14 protein-coding genes are annotated in these 17,829 nt (G+C 34.4%); 13 read left to right on the forward strand and 1 reads right to left on the reverse strand.

Annotation, left to right across the window (positions count from 1 at the left end):
• From RSC39_RS11235 to RSC39_RS11270, 8 genes are all read left to right on the forward strand, one after another.
• Positions 1 to 1,588: hypothetical protein (locus tag RSC39_RS11235; protein WP_332537259.1), on the forward strand; the 1,588-nt coding region annotated here is incomplete at its 5' end.
• A 659-nt stretch (positions 1,589 to 2,247) separates the two neighbouring features.
• Entirely contained in the window at positions 2,248 to 5,514 is a 3,267-nt protein-coding gene (locus RSC39_RS11240) for a hypothetical protein (protein ID WP_332537261.1), read from the forward strand.
• A gap of 40 nt (positions 5,515 to 5,554) precedes the next feature.
• Positions 5,555 to 7,075 carry an accessory Sec system glycosyltransferase Asp1 gene (asp1, locus tag RSC39_RS11245; protein WP_063281039.1) on the forward strand — a complete coding sequence of 507 codons (1,521 nt, stop codon included), beginning with the start codon at positions 5,555 to 5,557 and terminating at the stop codon, positions 7,073 to 7,075.
• Between the two features lie 38 nt (positions 7,076 to 7,113).
• Positions 7,114 to 8,739, forward strand: a complete 1,626-nt coding sequence (gene asp1, locus RSC39_RS11250; RefSeq protein WP_332537264.1) for an accessory Sec system glycosyltransferase Asp1 — start codon at positions 7,114 to 7,116, stop codon at positions 8,737 to 8,739.
• Between the two features lie 143 nt (positions 8,740 to 8,882).
• Positions 8,883 to 9,503 carry a TrkA C-terminal domain-containing protein gene (locus RSC39_RS11255; RefSeq protein WP_063281037.1) on the forward strand — a complete coding sequence of 207 codons (621 nt, stop codon included), beginning with the start codon at positions 8,883 to 8,885 and terminating at the stop codon, positions 9,501 to 9,503.
• A 212-nt stretch (positions 9,504 to 9,715) separates the two neighbouring features.
• Positions 9,716 to 10,939: a glycine betaine/L-proline ABC transporter ATP-binding protein gene (locus tag RSC39_RS11260; protein WP_332537267.1), complete on the forward strand. Its 1,224-nt coding sequence runs from the start codon at positions 9,716 to 9,718 to the stop codon at positions 10,937 to 10,939.
• Positions 10,932 to 12,653: an ABC transporter permease/substrate binding protein gene (locus tag RSC39_RS11265; RefSeq protein ID WP_332537268.1), complete on the forward strand. Its 1,722-nt coding sequence runs from the start codon at positions 10,932 to 10,934 to the stop codon at positions 12,651 to 12,653. Before RSC39_RS11260 ends, RSC39_RS11265 begins: the two co-directional genes overlap by 8 nt.
• 190 nt (positions 12,654 to 12,843) lie before the next feature.
• On the forward strand, positions 12,844 to 13,014 hold the full coding sequence (locus tag RSC39_RS11270; protein ID WP_011834970.1) for a DUF3042 family protein: 171 nt from the start codon (positions 12,844 to 12,846) through the stop codon (positions 13,012 to 13,014).
• A 72-nt stretch (positions 13,015 to 13,086) separates the two neighbouring features.
• Here the strand turns inward: RSC39_RS11270 and RSC39_RS11275 are convergent, their stop codons facing one another.
• The gene (locus RSC39_RS11275; RefSeq protein ID WP_332537271.1) at positions 13,087 to 13,617 is read right to left on the reverse strand and encodes a TetR/AcrR family transcriptional regulator; all 531 of its coding nucleotides are present in this window, start codon (positions 13,615 to 13,617) and stop codon (positions 13,087 to 13,089) included.
• Between the two features lie 280 nt (positions 13,618 to 13,897).
• On the opposite strand from RSC39_RS11275, the gene RSC39_RS11280 reads away from it, so the two are divergent.
• The 5 genes from RSC39_RS11280 (at position 13,898) to psiE (ending at position 17,811) form a co-directional block, all read left to right on the forward strand.
• Positions 13,898 to 15,217, forward strand: coding sequence for a DUF3440 domain-containing protein (locus RSC39_RS11280; protein WP_041168722.1), 1,320 nt, complete (start codon positions 13,898 to 13,900; stop codon positions 15,215 to 15,217).
• Complete coding sequence (locus RSC39_RS11285; RefSeq protein ID WP_332537273.1) at positions 15,199 to 15,741, forward strand: ParB/RepB/Spo0J family partition protein; 543 nt, start codon at positions 15,199 to 15,201, stop codon at positions 15,739 to 15,741. The genes RSC39_RS11280 and RSC39_RS11285 overlap by 19 nt, the downstream gene beginning before the upstream one ends.
• Before the next feature lie 42 nt (positions 15,742 to 15,783).
• Positions 15,784 to 16,086, forward strand: coding sequence for a helix-turn-helix transcriptional regulator (locus RSC39_RS11290; protein ID WP_332537275.1), 303 nt, complete (start codon positions 15,784 to 15,786; stop codon positions 16,084 to 16,086).
• A gap of 295 nt (positions 16,087 to 16,381) precedes the next feature.
• Positions 16,382 to 17,326 (forward strand): cation diffusion facilitator family transporter, encoded by a 945-nt coding sequence (locus RSC39_RS11295; RefSeq protein ID WP_063281033.1) that lies wholly within the window; start codon positions 16,382 to 16,384, stop codon positions 17,324 to 17,326.
• Between the two features lie 53 nt (positions 17,327 to 17,379).
• Positions 17,380 to 17,811 (forward strand): phosphate-starvation-inducible protein PsiE, encoded by a 432-nt coding sequence (gene psiE / locus RSC39_RS11300; protein ID WP_011676401.1) that lies wholly within the window; start codon positions 17,380 to 17,382, stop codon positions 17,809 to 17,811.
• Positions 17,812 to 17,829 lie beyond the last annotated feature (18 nt).

Raw genomic sequence — 17,829 nt, forward strand, 5'->3', positions numbered from 1 at the left:
CCCAACGAATTCAAATAATCCGTCAAATTCAACGAACCCAACGAATTCAAATAATCCGTCAAATTCAACGAACCCAACGAATTCAAATAATCCGTCAAATTCAACGAATCCAACGAATTCAAACAATCCGTCAAATTCAACGAACCCAACAAATTCAAACAATCCGTCAAACCCAACAAATCCAACAAACCCAACAAACCCAACAAATCCAAATAATCCAGATAACAACAATACCGTTACTTTACCAGGACAAGATGGCAAGTTAGGGACTCCTGACGATGTTACTGTAACACCAAACGGAGATGATCCAGTCATCAAAGGTGGCGACGGTAGCGTCATGCTTCCAGATGATGGCGGAAAAGTTAACCGTCCTGATGGATCATACGATGTTCCAGGAGGCACAGTAGTAGACCCAGATGGTACCATTCATCTCCCAGGTGGTATAGTTATCAACCCAGGAGGAGACGTCACTGTCCCTGGTCAAGATGGTAAGACGGGTACAGGCGATGATACAAATTTCAAACCAAATAGCCCAGTTATCCCTGGCCCAGGAGGAAGCGTTACTCTCCCAGGTGGTGGTACAGCTTCAACACCAAACGGAGATATTAAACTCCCAGGAGGAAGCGTAGTAGACCCAGATGGTACTATTCATCTCCCAGGAGGAGACGTAGTTAACCCAGATGGCACCGTCACTGTCCCTGGTCAAGATGGCAAGACAGGCACAGGCGATGATGACACAATCACACCAAATGGTCCAGTTGAACCAGGCGACAACGGAAGCGTTACTCTTCCAGGTGGTGGTTCGATCAAGACTCCAAATGGCACAATTAAACTCCCAGGAGGAAGTGTAGTTGACCCAGATGGCACCATCCATCTTCCAGGAGGAGACGTAGTTAACCCAGACGGTACAATTACATTACCAGGTCAAGATGGTAAGACAGGTACAGGCGATGACGTTCACGTTCATCCAAATGGTCCATCTGTTTCAAATCCAGACGGAAGTATTACCCTCCCAGGTGGTGGTACAGTTACAACCCCAGGCGGAACAATTAAAGTGCCAGGCGGAACTGTAGTGGACCCAGATGGTACCATTCATCTCCCAGGAGGTGGAGTAGTAGATCCAAATGGCGACATTAAACTTCCAGGTCAAGACGGTAAACCAGGTACCGGTGATGATGTTAACGTTCATCCAAATGGTCCATCTGTTTCAAATCCAGACGGAAGCATCACACTCCCAGGTGGCGGTACAGTTACAAATCCAGGAGGAACTTTTGATGTTCCAGGAGGAAGTGTAGTTGACCCAGATGGCACCATTCATCTTCCAAATGGTGATGTAATTCACCCTGATGGCACGATTACTCGTAAAAACGGAAACGGAAATACAAATACTGGTAATTCAGGAAACACATCTGGTTCAGCAGTAACACCTATTTCAAGTCACTCTGGTTCCAACACTAGCAATTCAACATTACCTCAAACAGGTGATGACAATTTGAGTAGTGCTGAGGCTGTTGCTCTCGGAATTGGTGCATTGATTGGTGTAATGACCCTTACCGGAGTTGAAGTAAAACGTCGTAAAGAAAGCTAATTTGTTTTTATCATTTATAGCAAATTTGAAATGTTTTCTCTTGTAAATTATTGATTTATTACGAGAGAAAATATTTTGTTTTTTTATGAAAAACGAGATATTTCCATTCTTATAATATCTTGGTATATAAGAAAAATGGAAAAAATAAGTATTATTATTCCTTGTTAAGGGGCAGATAAAGTCAGAGTTGATGAAACTATCGTCAGCTATCAATGGGAAGACTCTTGCCAACAAGAGGTCCATCATATTAATGATGGGTGGGATATCATTGATTTTGAGAGTTATTTAATCAAATAGTATGTAAATTCTCAAAAATTTCCCAAGTGGTTGAAGAAGATTGATGGCAATAACAACACAAGCAATTTATCGGTGTTTCTGATATTTTCTCGGACCGGACTCCAGGGCTTTAAAAACAAGTAGAAGATAAAAGGTGTGACTCGAAGAATGAATGACATGGATTTGAAATGGTCGTTTATAAAGGGAGCTTGCTCAAAATCTGGCTTGTTAGGTAATAAAGGATGTCTAAAAGATTCAGATAATCTTTTGAAATGATTCCTTTCTAAATTTTAGGTGGATAGATGAAAATGTCTATCCACTTAATGTTATTATTTTTATTATTATTTTAAGCATTTATTGATTAGAGAGGTTAGGTTCATTTAATGAAAAAACAAGGCAAACAGTTGAATATTTTGAATGGCTTGTTCTTGAAAAATGGAAAAGATCAAGACTCAAAATTATCGTCTATGGATATCCCTGAAGACCAGGGCAGTGCAAAATTGGAGGGGAGAGCTGCGCAACAAAAGGAAATGAATGGTGTGTTAGGAAGAAGTATGTATGCTTCAAAATTAAAAGCTCATAAACTACTGCTTGAAAAGTACATTCAGCAATCGGATGAATATTTCAAAGAGTTGGCAGATTATAAACAAATCTATGTCCAATTAAACATTAATTTAAAAGAATTCAATTTGCTTTCACAAAAAATTGCTAATGAAAAGCAAAATTATACTATACAAATGTCAGAATATGACGAAATAAAGCGAAACTACGCTCAGTGTCTAAGGGACTATCAAGAAATTGCAAAAGAGTACGAGCGCATAATTCAGGATAAAGAAAAAGCTCACAAAAAATTTTCGGAAGATTCGCTAGCTTTAAAAAAAATAAATGACGAAGTGCAAAGTTTGGTTGATAAAAAAGCAGAAAAGAATGAGACATTTATTGATTTAAAAAAACAATTAGCTATCGAGGAAGAACAATTTAAGTCAGCACAAAGTGGTTTGAATGGAATTATTTCTGTTTATCAACTTCTTAAGAAAAATTATGAAGAAAAGAAGGTATCTTTTGAAGAAGCGAGAAAGAAATACCATCATGCAAACATAATTAAAAATGATTGGGAAACACTAACTAAAGATTTTGAAAAAACAAAATCAAATAAAGAGAAATTTGAGAAAAATCTAATTTCTATTGAAGAAAAATTAAAAAATATTGAGGAAAAAGCAAATACATCAAAAGAAATTTATAATTTTGTTGAATCTTCTTTGATATCAATGGGAGATAAATATAACGAACATAAAAAAAGCTATGAAGCATCCGCAATAGCATACAATATATCGAAGAAAACCTATGATGCAGAGCATGCCAAGTATGATGAATTAAAAGCAAATCTTGATGAAATGAATAGCTTGAGTAATCCAAGTCAAGTTATAGTGGGATATATTACGCATGATTTGGAAGTTGCAAAGCGTAGAGTAGATGTTTTATCTAAGGACTTTTATCCGTTAGAAGAGAAGTATAATTTACAAAAAAGTATTTTTGAACAAATTAGTCAAAGTTATAAAATAGTGAAAAAACTCGTTGATGAGAAAAAAGAAAAATCCTCAGTTTCAGGGGAAGCACTGAGTCAAACATTGGAAGCACAGAAAAAAATTACAATGATTTTAGAAGTTTTAAAATCAAAATATGGCCTTCTTAATCATCAAAGAGGACAATCGGAAGAACATTTTAGAGTGATATCTAAAGAGTATAAACAGATTGAGAAAGAATTTCAGGAAGAACAACAATCTTATGGAACCATAAAAAAAGATTATATAGCATTTGAAAACCGCTATAATTCTGTGAAAGCGTCTTATGATGATGCCAAACATAAACTTGCTGAAAGTGAAGAAAATATTCAGATTGTCGAAAAAGCTTATTCTGATATTTCTGGTCTTCTAAGAGTTTCTATTGCTAATAAAGAATCTATTTTGGGACAATTCAAAGAATCTGAAAAAGACTTTGATACTCTTACAAAGGAAAAAGAAAAATTAGACTTTGAAATAGAACATAAATTCTTTGCAGTAGATGAGGTTTACCAAAAGAGCGAGGAGCTTTACCATCAACTGTCTGGTCAATATGAAAGTTGGCAAGAAGAGTATCCAAAATATAGCGAAACCTATAAAGAATTATTACCCAAATATCAAATAGTCAGTGATACATTAGGAAAACTTAATCAGAAATATGAAACTATTTTTAATGACTACAAGGCACTTGAAAAATCTAAAGAAACAACATCTATGCAATATCAACAAGAGATGCAAAAATATAATTCTGAGCAAGAATTTTATAATCGTGTAAGTTTAGAGTTTAATAAATGCATAGAGGTAAGGAATAATGCATTAAAGAAGCAGAATGACTTTGAAACTGCCTTAAAACAGATAAAAAATTTCCTTTTTAAAAACAACACCTTAACTTTTCCGATTGGAGAAGCAACTGGTTATAATTTTATAGATGAATTCAATATTCCGGAGATTTTAGAAGACGACCAAGATTTAAAACTAAAGAATAGAACAGAATTTTCACAATGGTTAGAGACTTACCAAAGTCTATATTCTATTATCAATAATATATCCAAAGAGTTTTCACAAGCTTTAAATGAATACCAAAAACAATTATCAATATTCATTCAAATTGGTGGCAAACAAGTAATTAGCGTGGGAAATACAGATATTGCTTACCGTGGTACGAAAATTGAAGGTTATTTAGAAAGACTAGAAATAAATTTTGATAGTTGGCAAGCAGAGTATTTCAAGCGAGAAAAAGCTTTCGCTTTGCTAGTCAAGGATTATAAAAAATATTTAGATGAATCGATAAAATTAAATAATAATATTTCCAAAATGTCAGATTCTAAAAACGGATTACAAGAAATTGTTGATGCAATAAATTCTTTACCTAGTTATATGGATGTTTATAGTCTAAACTATCGTGATGTCCAGTTCCTGGCAAAAGCTCTTGGAACAGAGGTAACTGAGTTGACCCATTTGAGAAGCGAAGAAGAACTAAAAGAAGTTGTTCAAAAGGTCTATTCTGAACATATATTAAATCTTATTGATACAAATCTTGATAATACAACCAAACACTTTACAGAAATTAGATCTAATTACGATCAAAGTATCATAAATCTAAAAAAACAATTAGATTTGCTAGAAAAACTGACAGGTATTCCGACAAGAAAGATTACCATCGAAAGTTCTTCCCCTAATGATTTTGATTTAAAGGGATATTTTAAAAATGCACTGGCCGATAATGTTAAACAATTACTTTCAACGATTACTGGTAGTTCATCATTTATTAATAGTGTGAAAAAAGTTTCTCAATTTAAAAGAGTACAGAATCTTTTGTCTGTTAACGAAGGGGGAAACGCAATTATTTTGCCAGAAATCCCACTTGTTTTTAATGAGAAAAATCTCGATTTTTCCGTTGTGATAGCAAATGTAAAAAATATAGAAACTCCAGTTAAAGTTGAAAAGTTGGAATCTACTTATTTAAAACCAGAAAAACCAGATGGTTTAGATGAAAAGCCAAAATATATTGAGGATATTGTTATAGCGGAAGAAATTAAAAAGGAACATAAAAAACTGGATAAAAAAGAGGTCCTAAAAGCTCTTGCTTAGTATCAAATTTGATTAATTACCTAAGAGAAAGGCATTGATAATGAATTATTTTGTAAATGAGAACATTTATACTCTGAATTCGGGAACAGAATTCTCAGCGATAAATCGTTTGAAGTTGTTCAAAAATCACCAAGTAGAGGCTAAAATTTTAACGAGGAATTATAATCCTCAGCTTTCCGGAGATTTGAAGAGGGTTGGCTTAACGCATGATGATATTATAAATATGTATGATTATTTTCAAGAAGTAACCCACATTTCTGAAAAAGATATAAATGTGCGTTATACAGAAAAAATCGATAAGAGAAAATATCATATTGAGGGAATAGATGCCAATGAATCTTTGATTAAAAATGCAGGTCAAACCATTGCCAAAGTAATGATTGCGCCTGTTACGGTTGGAGTTGTTGGTTCAATTGAATACAACGACCCAATGAATCATGTAGTGGCTAAAGATATTTGGGATCGTCGCGGTTTTATTTCGTCAACTCAATATTATCATCCAGATGGAGCATTAGGACCACAAATCTTTTTTGATTTGGAAGGAAAACCCAAATTAGAAATTATTCATATGAATATTCAGGGGATTTTGCATTCAACGATGTATAAATTGGTGGATTATCAAGGGAAAAATTTACGATTTAATACAGAACAAGAACTTTTTACATTTTTTATGGATGAGCTTGCTCATCAAAATCCGAGCGTCTTTATCAATGACAGACCTTCGCTTATTTCAGCGGTAGCAGCTATAAAAGGAGCAATAGGAAAGTGGCAATGTTTACATAATCCTCATTCTAAAAATAATCAACAGACTGGAGCATCTAGAGTGGTGGTAGATTATCTTCATGATTTATTTACCATTTATAAAGATAGCTTTGATGGTTTAATTGTTGCTACAGAACAACAGAGAAAAGAAATTGTTAAATATTACGATTTCAAATATGTTGTAGCTTTGACTGATACCTTTTCTAAAAATGTTAAAAAATCAGTATACCGAGATAAAAATAAAATCATTTACGTCGGTCGTCTTTCAGCAGAGAAAAACCCACTAGATGTAATAAAAATATTTGTCAGTGCTCATCATAAATTACCAGAACTAACGTTGGATCTCTATGGTTATGCTTCGCCAATTGATGTTCAAAAAAAATTAGAAAAATTTGTAGAAGCTAACAATTTAAAAGAAATTGTTAGTTTTAAAGGTTACCAGTTAGAAAAAGAACTTAACAAGGCATTAGATAATGCTGGAGTTTTACTAAATACTTCGGAAGGAGAAGCTTTTGGGATGAATATTCTAGAATCTCTTAATCATGGGGTTCCTGTGGTCGCTTATAAAGTTAAGTATGGTCTTGTTGAACAAATAGAGAGCGGAAAAAATGGTTATTTAGTTCCTTATGGAGCAATTCAAATTGCTGCGGATGTCATTGTTGATATTTTACAGTCCAAAACAGATTATGAAGAATTTTCTCGCGCTGCTTATGAAAAATCAAAAGAATTTAGTGAAGAAATTGTATGGAAAAATTGGCTTAGTGAGCAGCTTAATGTTGAAAATTTATTCATAAAATAAACAGGCTAATAAAATAAACAATTAAAGGAATATCAATCATGCTATTTTTTATCAATTCGACATTTAATCAAAAAAATTCAGGTATAGAACATGCACAGCTTAAACGAGCTGCTTTATTCCGAGAACACAAGGAAGCTTTTAAGCTAGTTTTTAGAGAGTGGAATCCTAATCTTCATCGCTTTTTGGCCAAAGTAGGGATTGAAGAATCGGAGACGTTATCTATGTTTGATTATTTTCAAAAAACGGAAAAGGTCAATGAAAAGATTCTTCATGTTGAAGACTTAGATTTTGGCGTGGGAGCGTTGACTTATAAAAAAGAACCTGAACATTTTAGATATCTTGTTTATCAAGACCAACAGCTTATAGCTCGTGTCCGCTATTTTGCAGATGATTCTTTTGAACGAGTTAGTGGGGTAGAGCTTTTTGATGGTTTTGGAAATCTTTATCGAGTGGACTTTTATGATTTTCGTGGTTTTCTAAGTTTAAGTCAATGGTATACTCCAGATAATAAAATTGGTACCGAGGTTTGGTCAGATGTCTTTGGTAGGCCGGTTCTTGAAACCTTTAATAAGTATGATGGAAATCAGAAATATATTAAAACAAGTTGGCGTTTGCTTGGAAGAGAGGGGGCAATTTATAGTTTTTCAAATATTGATGAATTAACTCTTCATTTTCTAAATTTGTTGAATGAAGAATATTGGCAAGAAAATAAGGCAAATATTTTTATTATGGATCGAACTCATTTGGCTGACTGGGCTTTGTTGAATTTGGAACGTCCGGCCTATACTGTCCTTCATCTGCATAATTCACACGCTGGAGATGCTCAGGAACCAATGCATTCAGTCATGAATAATTTTTATGAGTTTGGGTTGATGAATTCAAATGGTTATGATGCAATAATCTCAGCGACAAAAAAACAAACAAGAGATGTTTTAGCTCGTTTTAACCCCAAATGTAAACTATTCACGATTCCTGTTGGTGTCGTTTCGAAAGAAGTTCTTTCCGAGGAGAGAATTGAAATTAAGTCGCGAAAACCACATAGTGTATTAGTTACTGCACGAGTTGCACCAGAAAAACGTATTGACCATATTATCCGCGCAATAGGAATGGCAAGAAAAATCATTCCAGATATTACTTTAGATTTATATGGATATGTTGACCATCGTGATAATGATTTGGCACAAAAATCAATAAACGCGGCTATTAAAGAATATCACATGGAAAATGCTGTACATCAGTTTGGTTATGCAAACAATGTTGGAGAGTTACAAAAAGAATTTCAGGTTTATGCTCTAGCTTCAATAATGGAAGGTTTTAATTTGTCTCTTATGGAGGCTATTAGTCACGGAATGGTTGGTGTTACTTATGATGTCAATTATGGACCGACAGAATTGATTGTTGATGGAGAAAATGGGTTTGTTGTTCCCTATGAGGGAATTCAAGAAATGTCTGAGCGATTGGTTGAGCTATTCACTAAAGAGGATATGCTTCAGCAAATGTCTAATCAATCATACGAATTAGCAGAGCGTTATTCTGAAGCAAATGTTTGGAAGGCATGGAAAGCTCTTATTGATGATGCAAATAATAAAAATATTGATTACTGTCTTCCAATTACTGAAGGCATAGGTGATCAAAGTACTTCTTCATTAAAAAACGGTAGATGAGGAGATAATTTTAGTTTAGCTATTATTTAAAAGGAAAAAATGGTATAGATTGAAAAAAAATAAATAAAGCGCTATAATATGAGGGAATTTTGTTTTGCTTAGGTAAAGTATATTTTCAATGTTTTGTGATAAGGAGAATTAGTGTGCGCATAGCAAGACAACCAAGATATCAACAAATTGCACTGCAGATAGCTGAACGAATCGTTCGAAATGAACTTAAAGTTGGACAGAAGATATATGCTAGGTCAACTCTTGCAACAACCTTTGCCGTCTCACCAGAAACAGCACGCAAAGCCATAAGTGTTTTAAGTGATTTAGGGATTGTTGATCCTGTACATGGAAGTGGCGTGATTATTGCTTCAAAACAAAAAGCCCAAGAATATTTGGCTCAATATCAAGAAGTAGAAACAATGCAGGATTTGAGAACACAAATCATGCAGAGTGTGGAGAGTCAAAGGCGAGAATTAGCCAATTTTTCATCTATATTGGATAAATTGGTTGATCAGACTGAGCATTTTCAAAAAATAAATCCTTTGACCCCAATTGAATTTGAACTAGAAAAAGATTCTGAAAAATTTGGGATGAGTTTGGGTGAGATGAATCTTTGGCAAAATACAGGGGCGACAGTTGTTGCGATTTTACAGAATCAAGAATTAATAGTTTCACCGGGACCTTATGCAACTTTAAATCAGGGAGATACCTTATATTTCGTAGGAGCTTCTGATACAGGACAAATTGTTCAAAACTTCTTTTATGGCAACTAAAGACATCGTTTACAAAACGATGCTTTTTTTTAAGTTCAAATTTAGTTAGTTGACATAGTGACTACATATTGTTATTATTGAGTGGTCACTTTAAATGAGGAAATCACTTGTGTAACCTAAAACTTCTAATTTATAATTAACTATTTATTTTGGAAATTCTTTTTCTAAAAAAAGTTTTAGGCTCATGAGTAATAGAATAAAGGAGAGTTATTTTGCCAGTAAAAGTCAAAATTGAACATTTAACTAAAATTTTTGGTAAACGGATTAAAACTGCATTGACTATGGTCGAGCAAGGTGAACCCAAAAATGAAATTTTGAAAAAAACCGGTGCAACTGTTGGGGTTTATGATACAAATTTTGAAATCAATGAGGGAGAAATTTTTGTTATCATGGGTTTGTCCGGTTCAGGGAAATCAACTTTGTTGCGTTTGCTTAATCGATTAATTGAACCAACCAGTGGGAAAATATTTATCGATGACCAAGATGTTGCCACTTTGAATAAAGAAGATTTACTTCAAGTGCGACGTAAGTCAATGAGTATGGTTTTTCAAAACTTCGGTCTTTTTCCACATCGAACAATTTTAGAAAATACTGAATATGGTTTAGAAGTTCAAAATGTACCTAAAGAGGAAAGACGCGAACGTGCCGAGAAAGCTTTAGATAATGCGAACTTGTTAGACTTTAAAGACCAATACCCTAAGCAATTGTCTGGTGGGATGCAACAACGGGTGGGGCTTGCACGTGCATTGGCCAATGATCCAGAAATTTTGTTAATGGATGAAGCCTTTTCTGCACTTGACCCATTAATTCGTCGTGAAATGCAAGATGAATTACTTGAACTTCAAGCTAAGTTCCAAAAAACAATCATTTTTGTTTCCCATGACTTAAATGAAGCCCTTCGTATTGGTGATCGTATTGCGATTATGAAGGATGGTAAAATCATGCAAATTGGTACTGGTGAAGAAATCTTAACAAATCCAGCAAACGATTATGTTAAAACTTTCGTTGAAGACGTAGATCGTGCCAAAGTAATTACTGCTGAAAATATCATGATTCCAGCCTTAACAACTAACATTGATGTCGATGGCCCAAGTGTTGCCTTGAAAAAAATGAAAACTGAAGAAGTCAGCTCATTAATGGCTGTTGACAGAAAACGTCAATTCCGTGGGGTTGTTACTAGTGAGCAAGCTATTGCTGCTAGAAAAAACAATCAATCATTGAAAGATGTGATGACAACCGATGTTGGGACAGTCACTAAAGAAATGCTTGTAAGAGATATCTTGCCAATTATCTATGATGCTCCAACTCCATTAGCCGTTGTTGATGATCAAGGCTATTTAAAAGGAATTCTGATTCGGGGAATTGTCCTAGAAGCATTGGCAGACATTCCTGATGAAGTAGAAGAAATAGAGAAAGAGGAGGAGAAGAATGATTGATTTAGTGATTGGAAAAATACCATTAGCCAACTGGGTATCGTCAGCAACAGATTGGATTACAAGTACATTTAGTTCGGGTTTTGATGTGATTCAAAAATCAGGAACAGTGTTGATGAACGGGATAACAGGTGCTTTAACTGCAGTTCCATTCTGGCTGATGATTGCTGTTGTTACTATCCTAGCAATTTTGGTTTCAGGTAAAAAGTTTGCCTTCCCATTATTTACTTTCATTGGCCTTTGTTTAATTGCTAACCAAGGCTTATGGTCAGATTTGATGAGTACGATTACCCTTGTCTTACTTTCAAGTTTGTTATCAATTATCATAGGGGTCCCTTTAGGAATTTGGATGGCAAAATCTGAACTAGTAGCTAAGATTGTTCAACCTATATTGGACTTCATGCAAACCATGCCTGGTTTTGTTTATTTGATTCCGGCAGTTGCCTTCTTTGGTATTGGGGTTGTTCCTGGGGTATTTGCTTCAGTAATCTTTGCTTTGCCACCAACTGTCAGAATGACTAACTTAGGTATTCGCCAAGTTTCAACTGAATTAGTTGAAGCAGCAGACTCATTTGGTTCCACTGCCCGTCAGAAGTTATTTAAATTGGAATTTCCTTTAGCTAAAGGAACAATTATGGCTGGTGTTAACCAAACAATTATGTTGGCTCTTTCTATGGTCGTTATTGCCTCTATGATTGGTGCACCTGGTTTAGGTCGTGGAGTACTTGCTGCTGTTCAATCAGCTGATATTGGTAAGGGATTTGTAAGTGGGATTTCATTAGTTATTTTGGCTATTATTATTGACCGCTTTACGCAAAAACTTAATGTTTCTCCTTTAGAAAAACAAGGAAATCCTAAGCTCAAAAAATGGAAACGTTGGATTGCTATCGTTTCATTGTTAGCCTTAATTGTTGGTGCTTTTTCGGGAATGTCTTTTGGGAAAAAATCTTCTGATAAAAAAGTGGATTTAGTTTATATGAACTGGGACTCAGAAGTTGCGTCAATCAATGTTTTGATCCAAGCAATGGAAGAACATGGTTTTGATGTTACAACGACTGCACTTGATAACGCAGTTGCTTGGCAAACTGTGGCTAATAGTCAAGCTGATGGAATGGTTTCTGCTTGGTTGCCAAATACTCATAAGACTCAATGGAAAAAATATGGTAAGTCTGTTGAGTTATTAGGTCCAAATCTTAAAGGCGCTAAAGTAGGATTTGTTGTGCCAAGTTATATGAATGTGAATTCAATTGAAGATTTAACTAATCAGGCCAATAAAACAATCACAGGAATTGAGCCTGGTGCAGGTGTCATGGCTGCCAGTGAAAATACACTTAAGAGCTATAGTAATCTTAAAGATTGGAAGCTTGTTCCTTCATCATCTGGTGCAATGACTGTTGCTCTTGGTGAAGCCATTAAACAACATAAAGACATTGTAATCACTGGTTGGTCTCCTCATTGGATGTTCAATAAATATGATTTGAAATACTTAGCTGATCCGAAAGGAACAATGGGGACTTCAGAAAATATTAACACAATTGTGCGCAAAGGATTGAAAAAAGAAAATCCTGAAGCTTATAAGGTTTTGAATAATTTTAATTGGACCACTAAAGATATGGAATCTGTTATGCTTGATATTCAAAATGGTAAGACACCAGAAGCAGCTGCAAAAGCTTGGATAAAAGACCATCAAAAACAAGTTGATAAATGGTTTAAATAATAAGATTATTATTAACTTAAAAAAAACTTTCTGACATTATAGTTAGAAGTTTTTTTATTATTTCATTCTAAGTTTATTATTTTTAGATTTATAACATTTGTGTTAAAATATGCTTGTAGAGTTAACTAAGAAAATCTCAGTGAAGTTTTCTTAGTTGATGATTTATCTATAAAATTAGGAGGAGAAAGAAATGAATCGTACATTTATTAAAGGCTTTTTGGCGGGGAATGCACTTTTGTTAGCAGGAATTACTGCTGCAGCTATCGGTGTTAAAGCAAAAGTTATCAATCCTATCAAGAAAAAAGAAGAAAAAATTGAAATGGGCAGAAAAAGAGCAGCTCGAAAACGTATTGCTCCTTAAAAACAAAACTTTAATTGAAAAACGTAAATCTTTTGATTTACGTTTTTTTGTTTTAATCAATTCCTTTAAAAATCAGCTCATGAAAAAGAGAAATTTTGGTCGAAATTTTTCTAATTCAATCGGAATATCGGCCTCTAACCATAGAGTTAAGACGGTAATAAGTTGTGCATTAAAATATTTGAGTAATTCCTGTCCTGTAAAATAATTTGATAAATTATGTTCTTTGATGAGGAAACTGAAGCGCTTTTCAGCCCATTTCCATGTTCTGTCACTCACTGGTCCAATGAGACGAAAAGGGAGTTGAGAACTATAAATGACATGAGCTTCAGCTTTGTGTTGCCAAAGAACAGGAAGCATAATATCAGCAAGAAGCTCAAGAGAGACTTCTTCACATTTATAGCGTAACAAACGGTCATTGACTTCATCAACAATATTTAAGTAGATATATTCTACAATACCAGGCACACCTGTTTTGAAATTGCGTTTAATGGTTGCGCGAGTGATGTGAGAGCGTTTTGAAATTTCTTCAATAGTTAATTTTTCATTTTCTGAAGCGAGGTTTAAAAGGGTGCGAATGATAATTTCTTTCGTATCTTTTGTCATTTTAATTCCCGTTTTATATTCCATTCAGATGGAGCATAAAATCCTTTCTTTTATGGGAGAATTTCTATTAAAATCAATAATTAAAAATAGTCTATTTCAGATAATTTTTTTATTATTGGAAATATTATATCATTATTTTATTAAGAAATTAATTGTTTTGATTACTTTTTAGTTTGATAAAAACTTTTACAAATTATTTCCTTTCGTGTAATATATAGGTGTTGATAGTTTTGACAAAGCGCTTTGAAAAAATGAGAACAATAACGAGAGGGGAAATGAGGTGAAGGTTTATCAAAAAGAAAATGTTTACGAAGCTTTTAATCATAGATTAGATTATATTTGTGATTATTTTGACCATCTTATTATCTCTTTTTCTGGTGGTAAAGATTCAGGATTGATGTTGGAATTGGTTTATCTTTATTATAAAAGCCATAAATTGGCCGAAAAAGGAATAAAGGTTTCAGTTTTCTATTTGGATTATGAAGGAAATTATCAAGAAACCAAAGATTATATTCATCGTTCGATGGGAAAATATCCTGAGTTTGAATATTATCATATTTGTTTGCCTGTTTCGGCTTCTTGTGGAATTTCAATGTCACAATCGACTTGGTTACCTTGGGACCCAGACCATAAGGAATTGTGGTTGAATACTATTCCTAAAGGAGCCATTCATTTAGAAAATCAAGATTTTTCATTTTTCAAAGTTGGAATGTCAGATTATGATTTTCAAAGTAAATTTTGTCAGTGGCTTCATAATGAAAAAGGGGCGACTAGAACGGCTGTTTTGGTTGGAATACGAGCCCAAGAAAGTTTGAATCGTTATAATGCGGTGACGCGTGATGAAACATTCTCACGATTTGGAACAACAAATTACAGTCATCGTATTAGTAAAGATGTCTTTAATTTCTACCCAATGTATGATTGGTTATTTGCAGATATTTGGCGAGCGAATGCTAAATTTGAGTTTGATTATAATCACCTCTATGACTTATATTATCAAGCAGGTGTGCCTTTTAAATCGATGCGAGTCGCTAACCCTTTCCATCAGTGTGGTGTTCATTCGCTTAAACTTTATCAAGCTTTAGAACCTGAAACATGGGGGAAGTTGGTGGGACGAGTCAATGGGGCAAACTTTGCGGCCCTTTATGGAGGAACGCAAGCGATGGGATATCGTGGAGCGGTCCTACCCAAAGGTCATACTTGGCAGTCTTACGTTGAATTTCTACTGGATACTTTGCCGGAAGAAACCAGGAATGTATATCGTAAAAAGTTCCAATCATCAATGGACTATTGGATGAGAACCGGTGGGGCATTACCGGTAAATGTCGTCGAGGAATTGAAAACAAGCGGATTGGATTTTGAATGTTTGGGGGCTCCAACCAATAAACGCAAATATAAACAGGCCTATGAGCTTATTCGTTTTAAGAACTATCCAGATGATGTACCTATTAAAAATTTTAGATTGGTGCCTTCATATAAGAGGATGTGCATTACAATTTTGAAAAATGACACTTCTTGTCAGTATATGGGTTTTGGTCAAACGAAAGATGAATTACAAAAGAAACAAGAGGCAATGGAAAAATGGGAGACATTTTTATAAGCCCAGCTTATCAAATTAAACGAGTGCCTATCGAGAAGATTAGGGCTAATACTTATAATCCGAATCGAACAGCACCTCCTGAATTTCGGCTACTGGAACGTTCTATTTTGGAAGATGGCTATACGATGCCTATCGTTTGTTATTACGATAAGGAAAAGGATTTGTATGAGATTGTTGATGGATTTCATCGCTACTTGGTCATGAAAAGGTCAGAAGAAATTGCTCAACGGGAAGGAAATTGTTTACCTGTTTCAATTATTGACCGGTCACTTGAAAATCGAATTGCCAGTACTATTCGTCACAATCGAGCTAGAGGAACACATTCAATTGAGTTAATGACAGAAATTGTTCAGCAGTTGGTGGAATCGGGTTTGAGTGATCAGTGGATTATGAAACACATTGGAATGGACAAAGAAGAGTTGCTTCGCTTGAAACAACTCAGCGGTCTGGCTTCACTTTTTCAAAATCAAGACTTTTCTCGTTCTTGGACATGGAAGGAAGATGAAGAGATAAGTGAAGATTAGGGGATGAAAAAATTATATATAAAAAAGAAAAGGAATACTGTAATGGCATACGAATATTTACTTGTTTACCCAAGATTAAAATTATTGATTAAAGAGGCGCACAAGTCGTTTAATCAAGTCGAGAGAGAGTTAGGATACCCACGAAATACTCTAAAAAATTATAAATACAAGAAAAAACCGAGTGTAGGTCGAGTTTTTGAAATGGCGAATTATTTTAATGTTTCAATTGAATTTTTGTTAGGAATGGAAGAAGAAACAGATAAAACGAGTTTAACTTATCGTTTGGAAAAATTAAATAAAGAGAAAAAAGAACTTGAAATTCTACTTTTAGAAAAGGAAAGCTAGAGAATTTTCGTTAATTTTACTGATGAAAAAATAATGACGTTAAAGAATTGACACTTCTTTGTAAATGTTGTATTATTATCATAGTTAGATGAATGGATTCGCATTGAATATTCATTTAACCTCTTTTCTTACATAGTATCGAGAATAGGTTTGAAACTTTATTCTCTTGAGGGTTCTTTCCGATGGAGAGAACCTTTTAATTTTGTTTTGCTTTTGAGATGAAAGTGACAAATTAAAATTTAAATAGTGGCTTATGTTATAATATAGAATAGATTGAATAAGAAATGAGAGAGTTATGGAAGAGAAAAAATCTTCTGGGATGTTTGCGGTTTTTGCGGCCCTTGGAGCGAACATTCTGGTAGCAATTAGCAAGTTTATTGGTTTTGGTTTATCAGGTTCGGCAGCGATGTTAAATGAAAGTATTCACTCGGTGGTGGATTGTGGGAATCAAATTTTACTTTTATTTGGTGACCGTCGCTCAAGGCAAGCGAGCACTAATCTCCATCAATTTGGGGAAGCGAGAGCAAAATATTTCTTTAGTATGATTGTGGCCACTTTCCTCTTTTTTGGTGGGGGAGTGATTGGTGTGATGGAAGCTTACGATAAGTTAGTACATCCAGCACATAGTGTTGAAAATGCTGGGATTGTCATTGGAATCTTACTGATTGGGATGGCAATTGAAGGTTCGTCATTAAGAGTGGCTTTCAAAGAAATTGACGAATTGAACACAGAAAAATTACCAATCTTCAAATTTTTGCATGAAAGTCGTCACAGTGAAATTCTAGTTATTTTTGCGGAAGATTTATGTGCAATTATTGGTTTACTTTTAGCACTTTTGGGAACTGTCTTGACTATGGTGACGGGAAATCCTATTTTTGACGCAATTAGTGGTCTATTGATTGGATTCTTATTGATGGCCGCGGCAATTTTCTTGACAAGAGAATTTTATAGTTTGATTGTTGGGGAACGAGTGACTGATAGTGATTTAGAAAAGATTTTGATTGCTTTTGACCGTCCTGAAGTGGAGCGTGTAATTAATGTGAAGACCGTCCATCTCGGACCAACAGAAATATTGATTGCGGCTAAAATTGATTTGGTCAGCCAACTTGTGTTAGAGGATTATGAAATTATAAATCAGATTGAAGCTGAAATTAGAAAGAAAATTAGTGATAAGAAGTGCTACATTTATATTGAAATTGACGAATTTGTTCAGGGCTATGTCCAATCTTCAGATTTATAAGCATAATTTACTGACAGAAATATTTTACTGATGAGAAAAGAAGGAGAGGGCCTATGAAAAATTTTTTTAATCATATTGAACTGAAATTTGCTAATCTTTTATCGAAAATTAGTTTTATGTTGCTCATGGTCGTTGGGCTTTTGATGGTTTATTTTCTATTTAGAGAGGTTTATAATCTCGTTTTACTGGCTTTTCTTTCTGAGAGTGAAGTTCATTATTACGATATTTTGGAAAGTATTCTTTCCTTCTTTATCTTCTTTGAATTTTTAACTTTAATCATCACTTCATTGAGAAACAAGGGGCATGTGTCACTGATTTTCTTATTATCACTGGGAATTACTTCGCTTATCCGATTATTATTGACTTACCATGAACGTTTAGTTGGAGTGCTTTTGATTGCTAGTGCCATCCTCATCTTGATTATCGGTGTTTTCATCTTAAAGAAATTCATTTTTCCAAATGATGATACAGCAGATTATTTCTAATTTTGCCTGACAGTTCTG

The sequence above is a fragment of the Lactococcus sp. genome, from assembly GCF_036648155.1.
GTDB classification, from domain to species: domain Bacteria; phylum Bacillota; class Bacilli; order Lactobacillales; family Streptococcaceae; genus Lactococcus; species Lactococcus cremoris.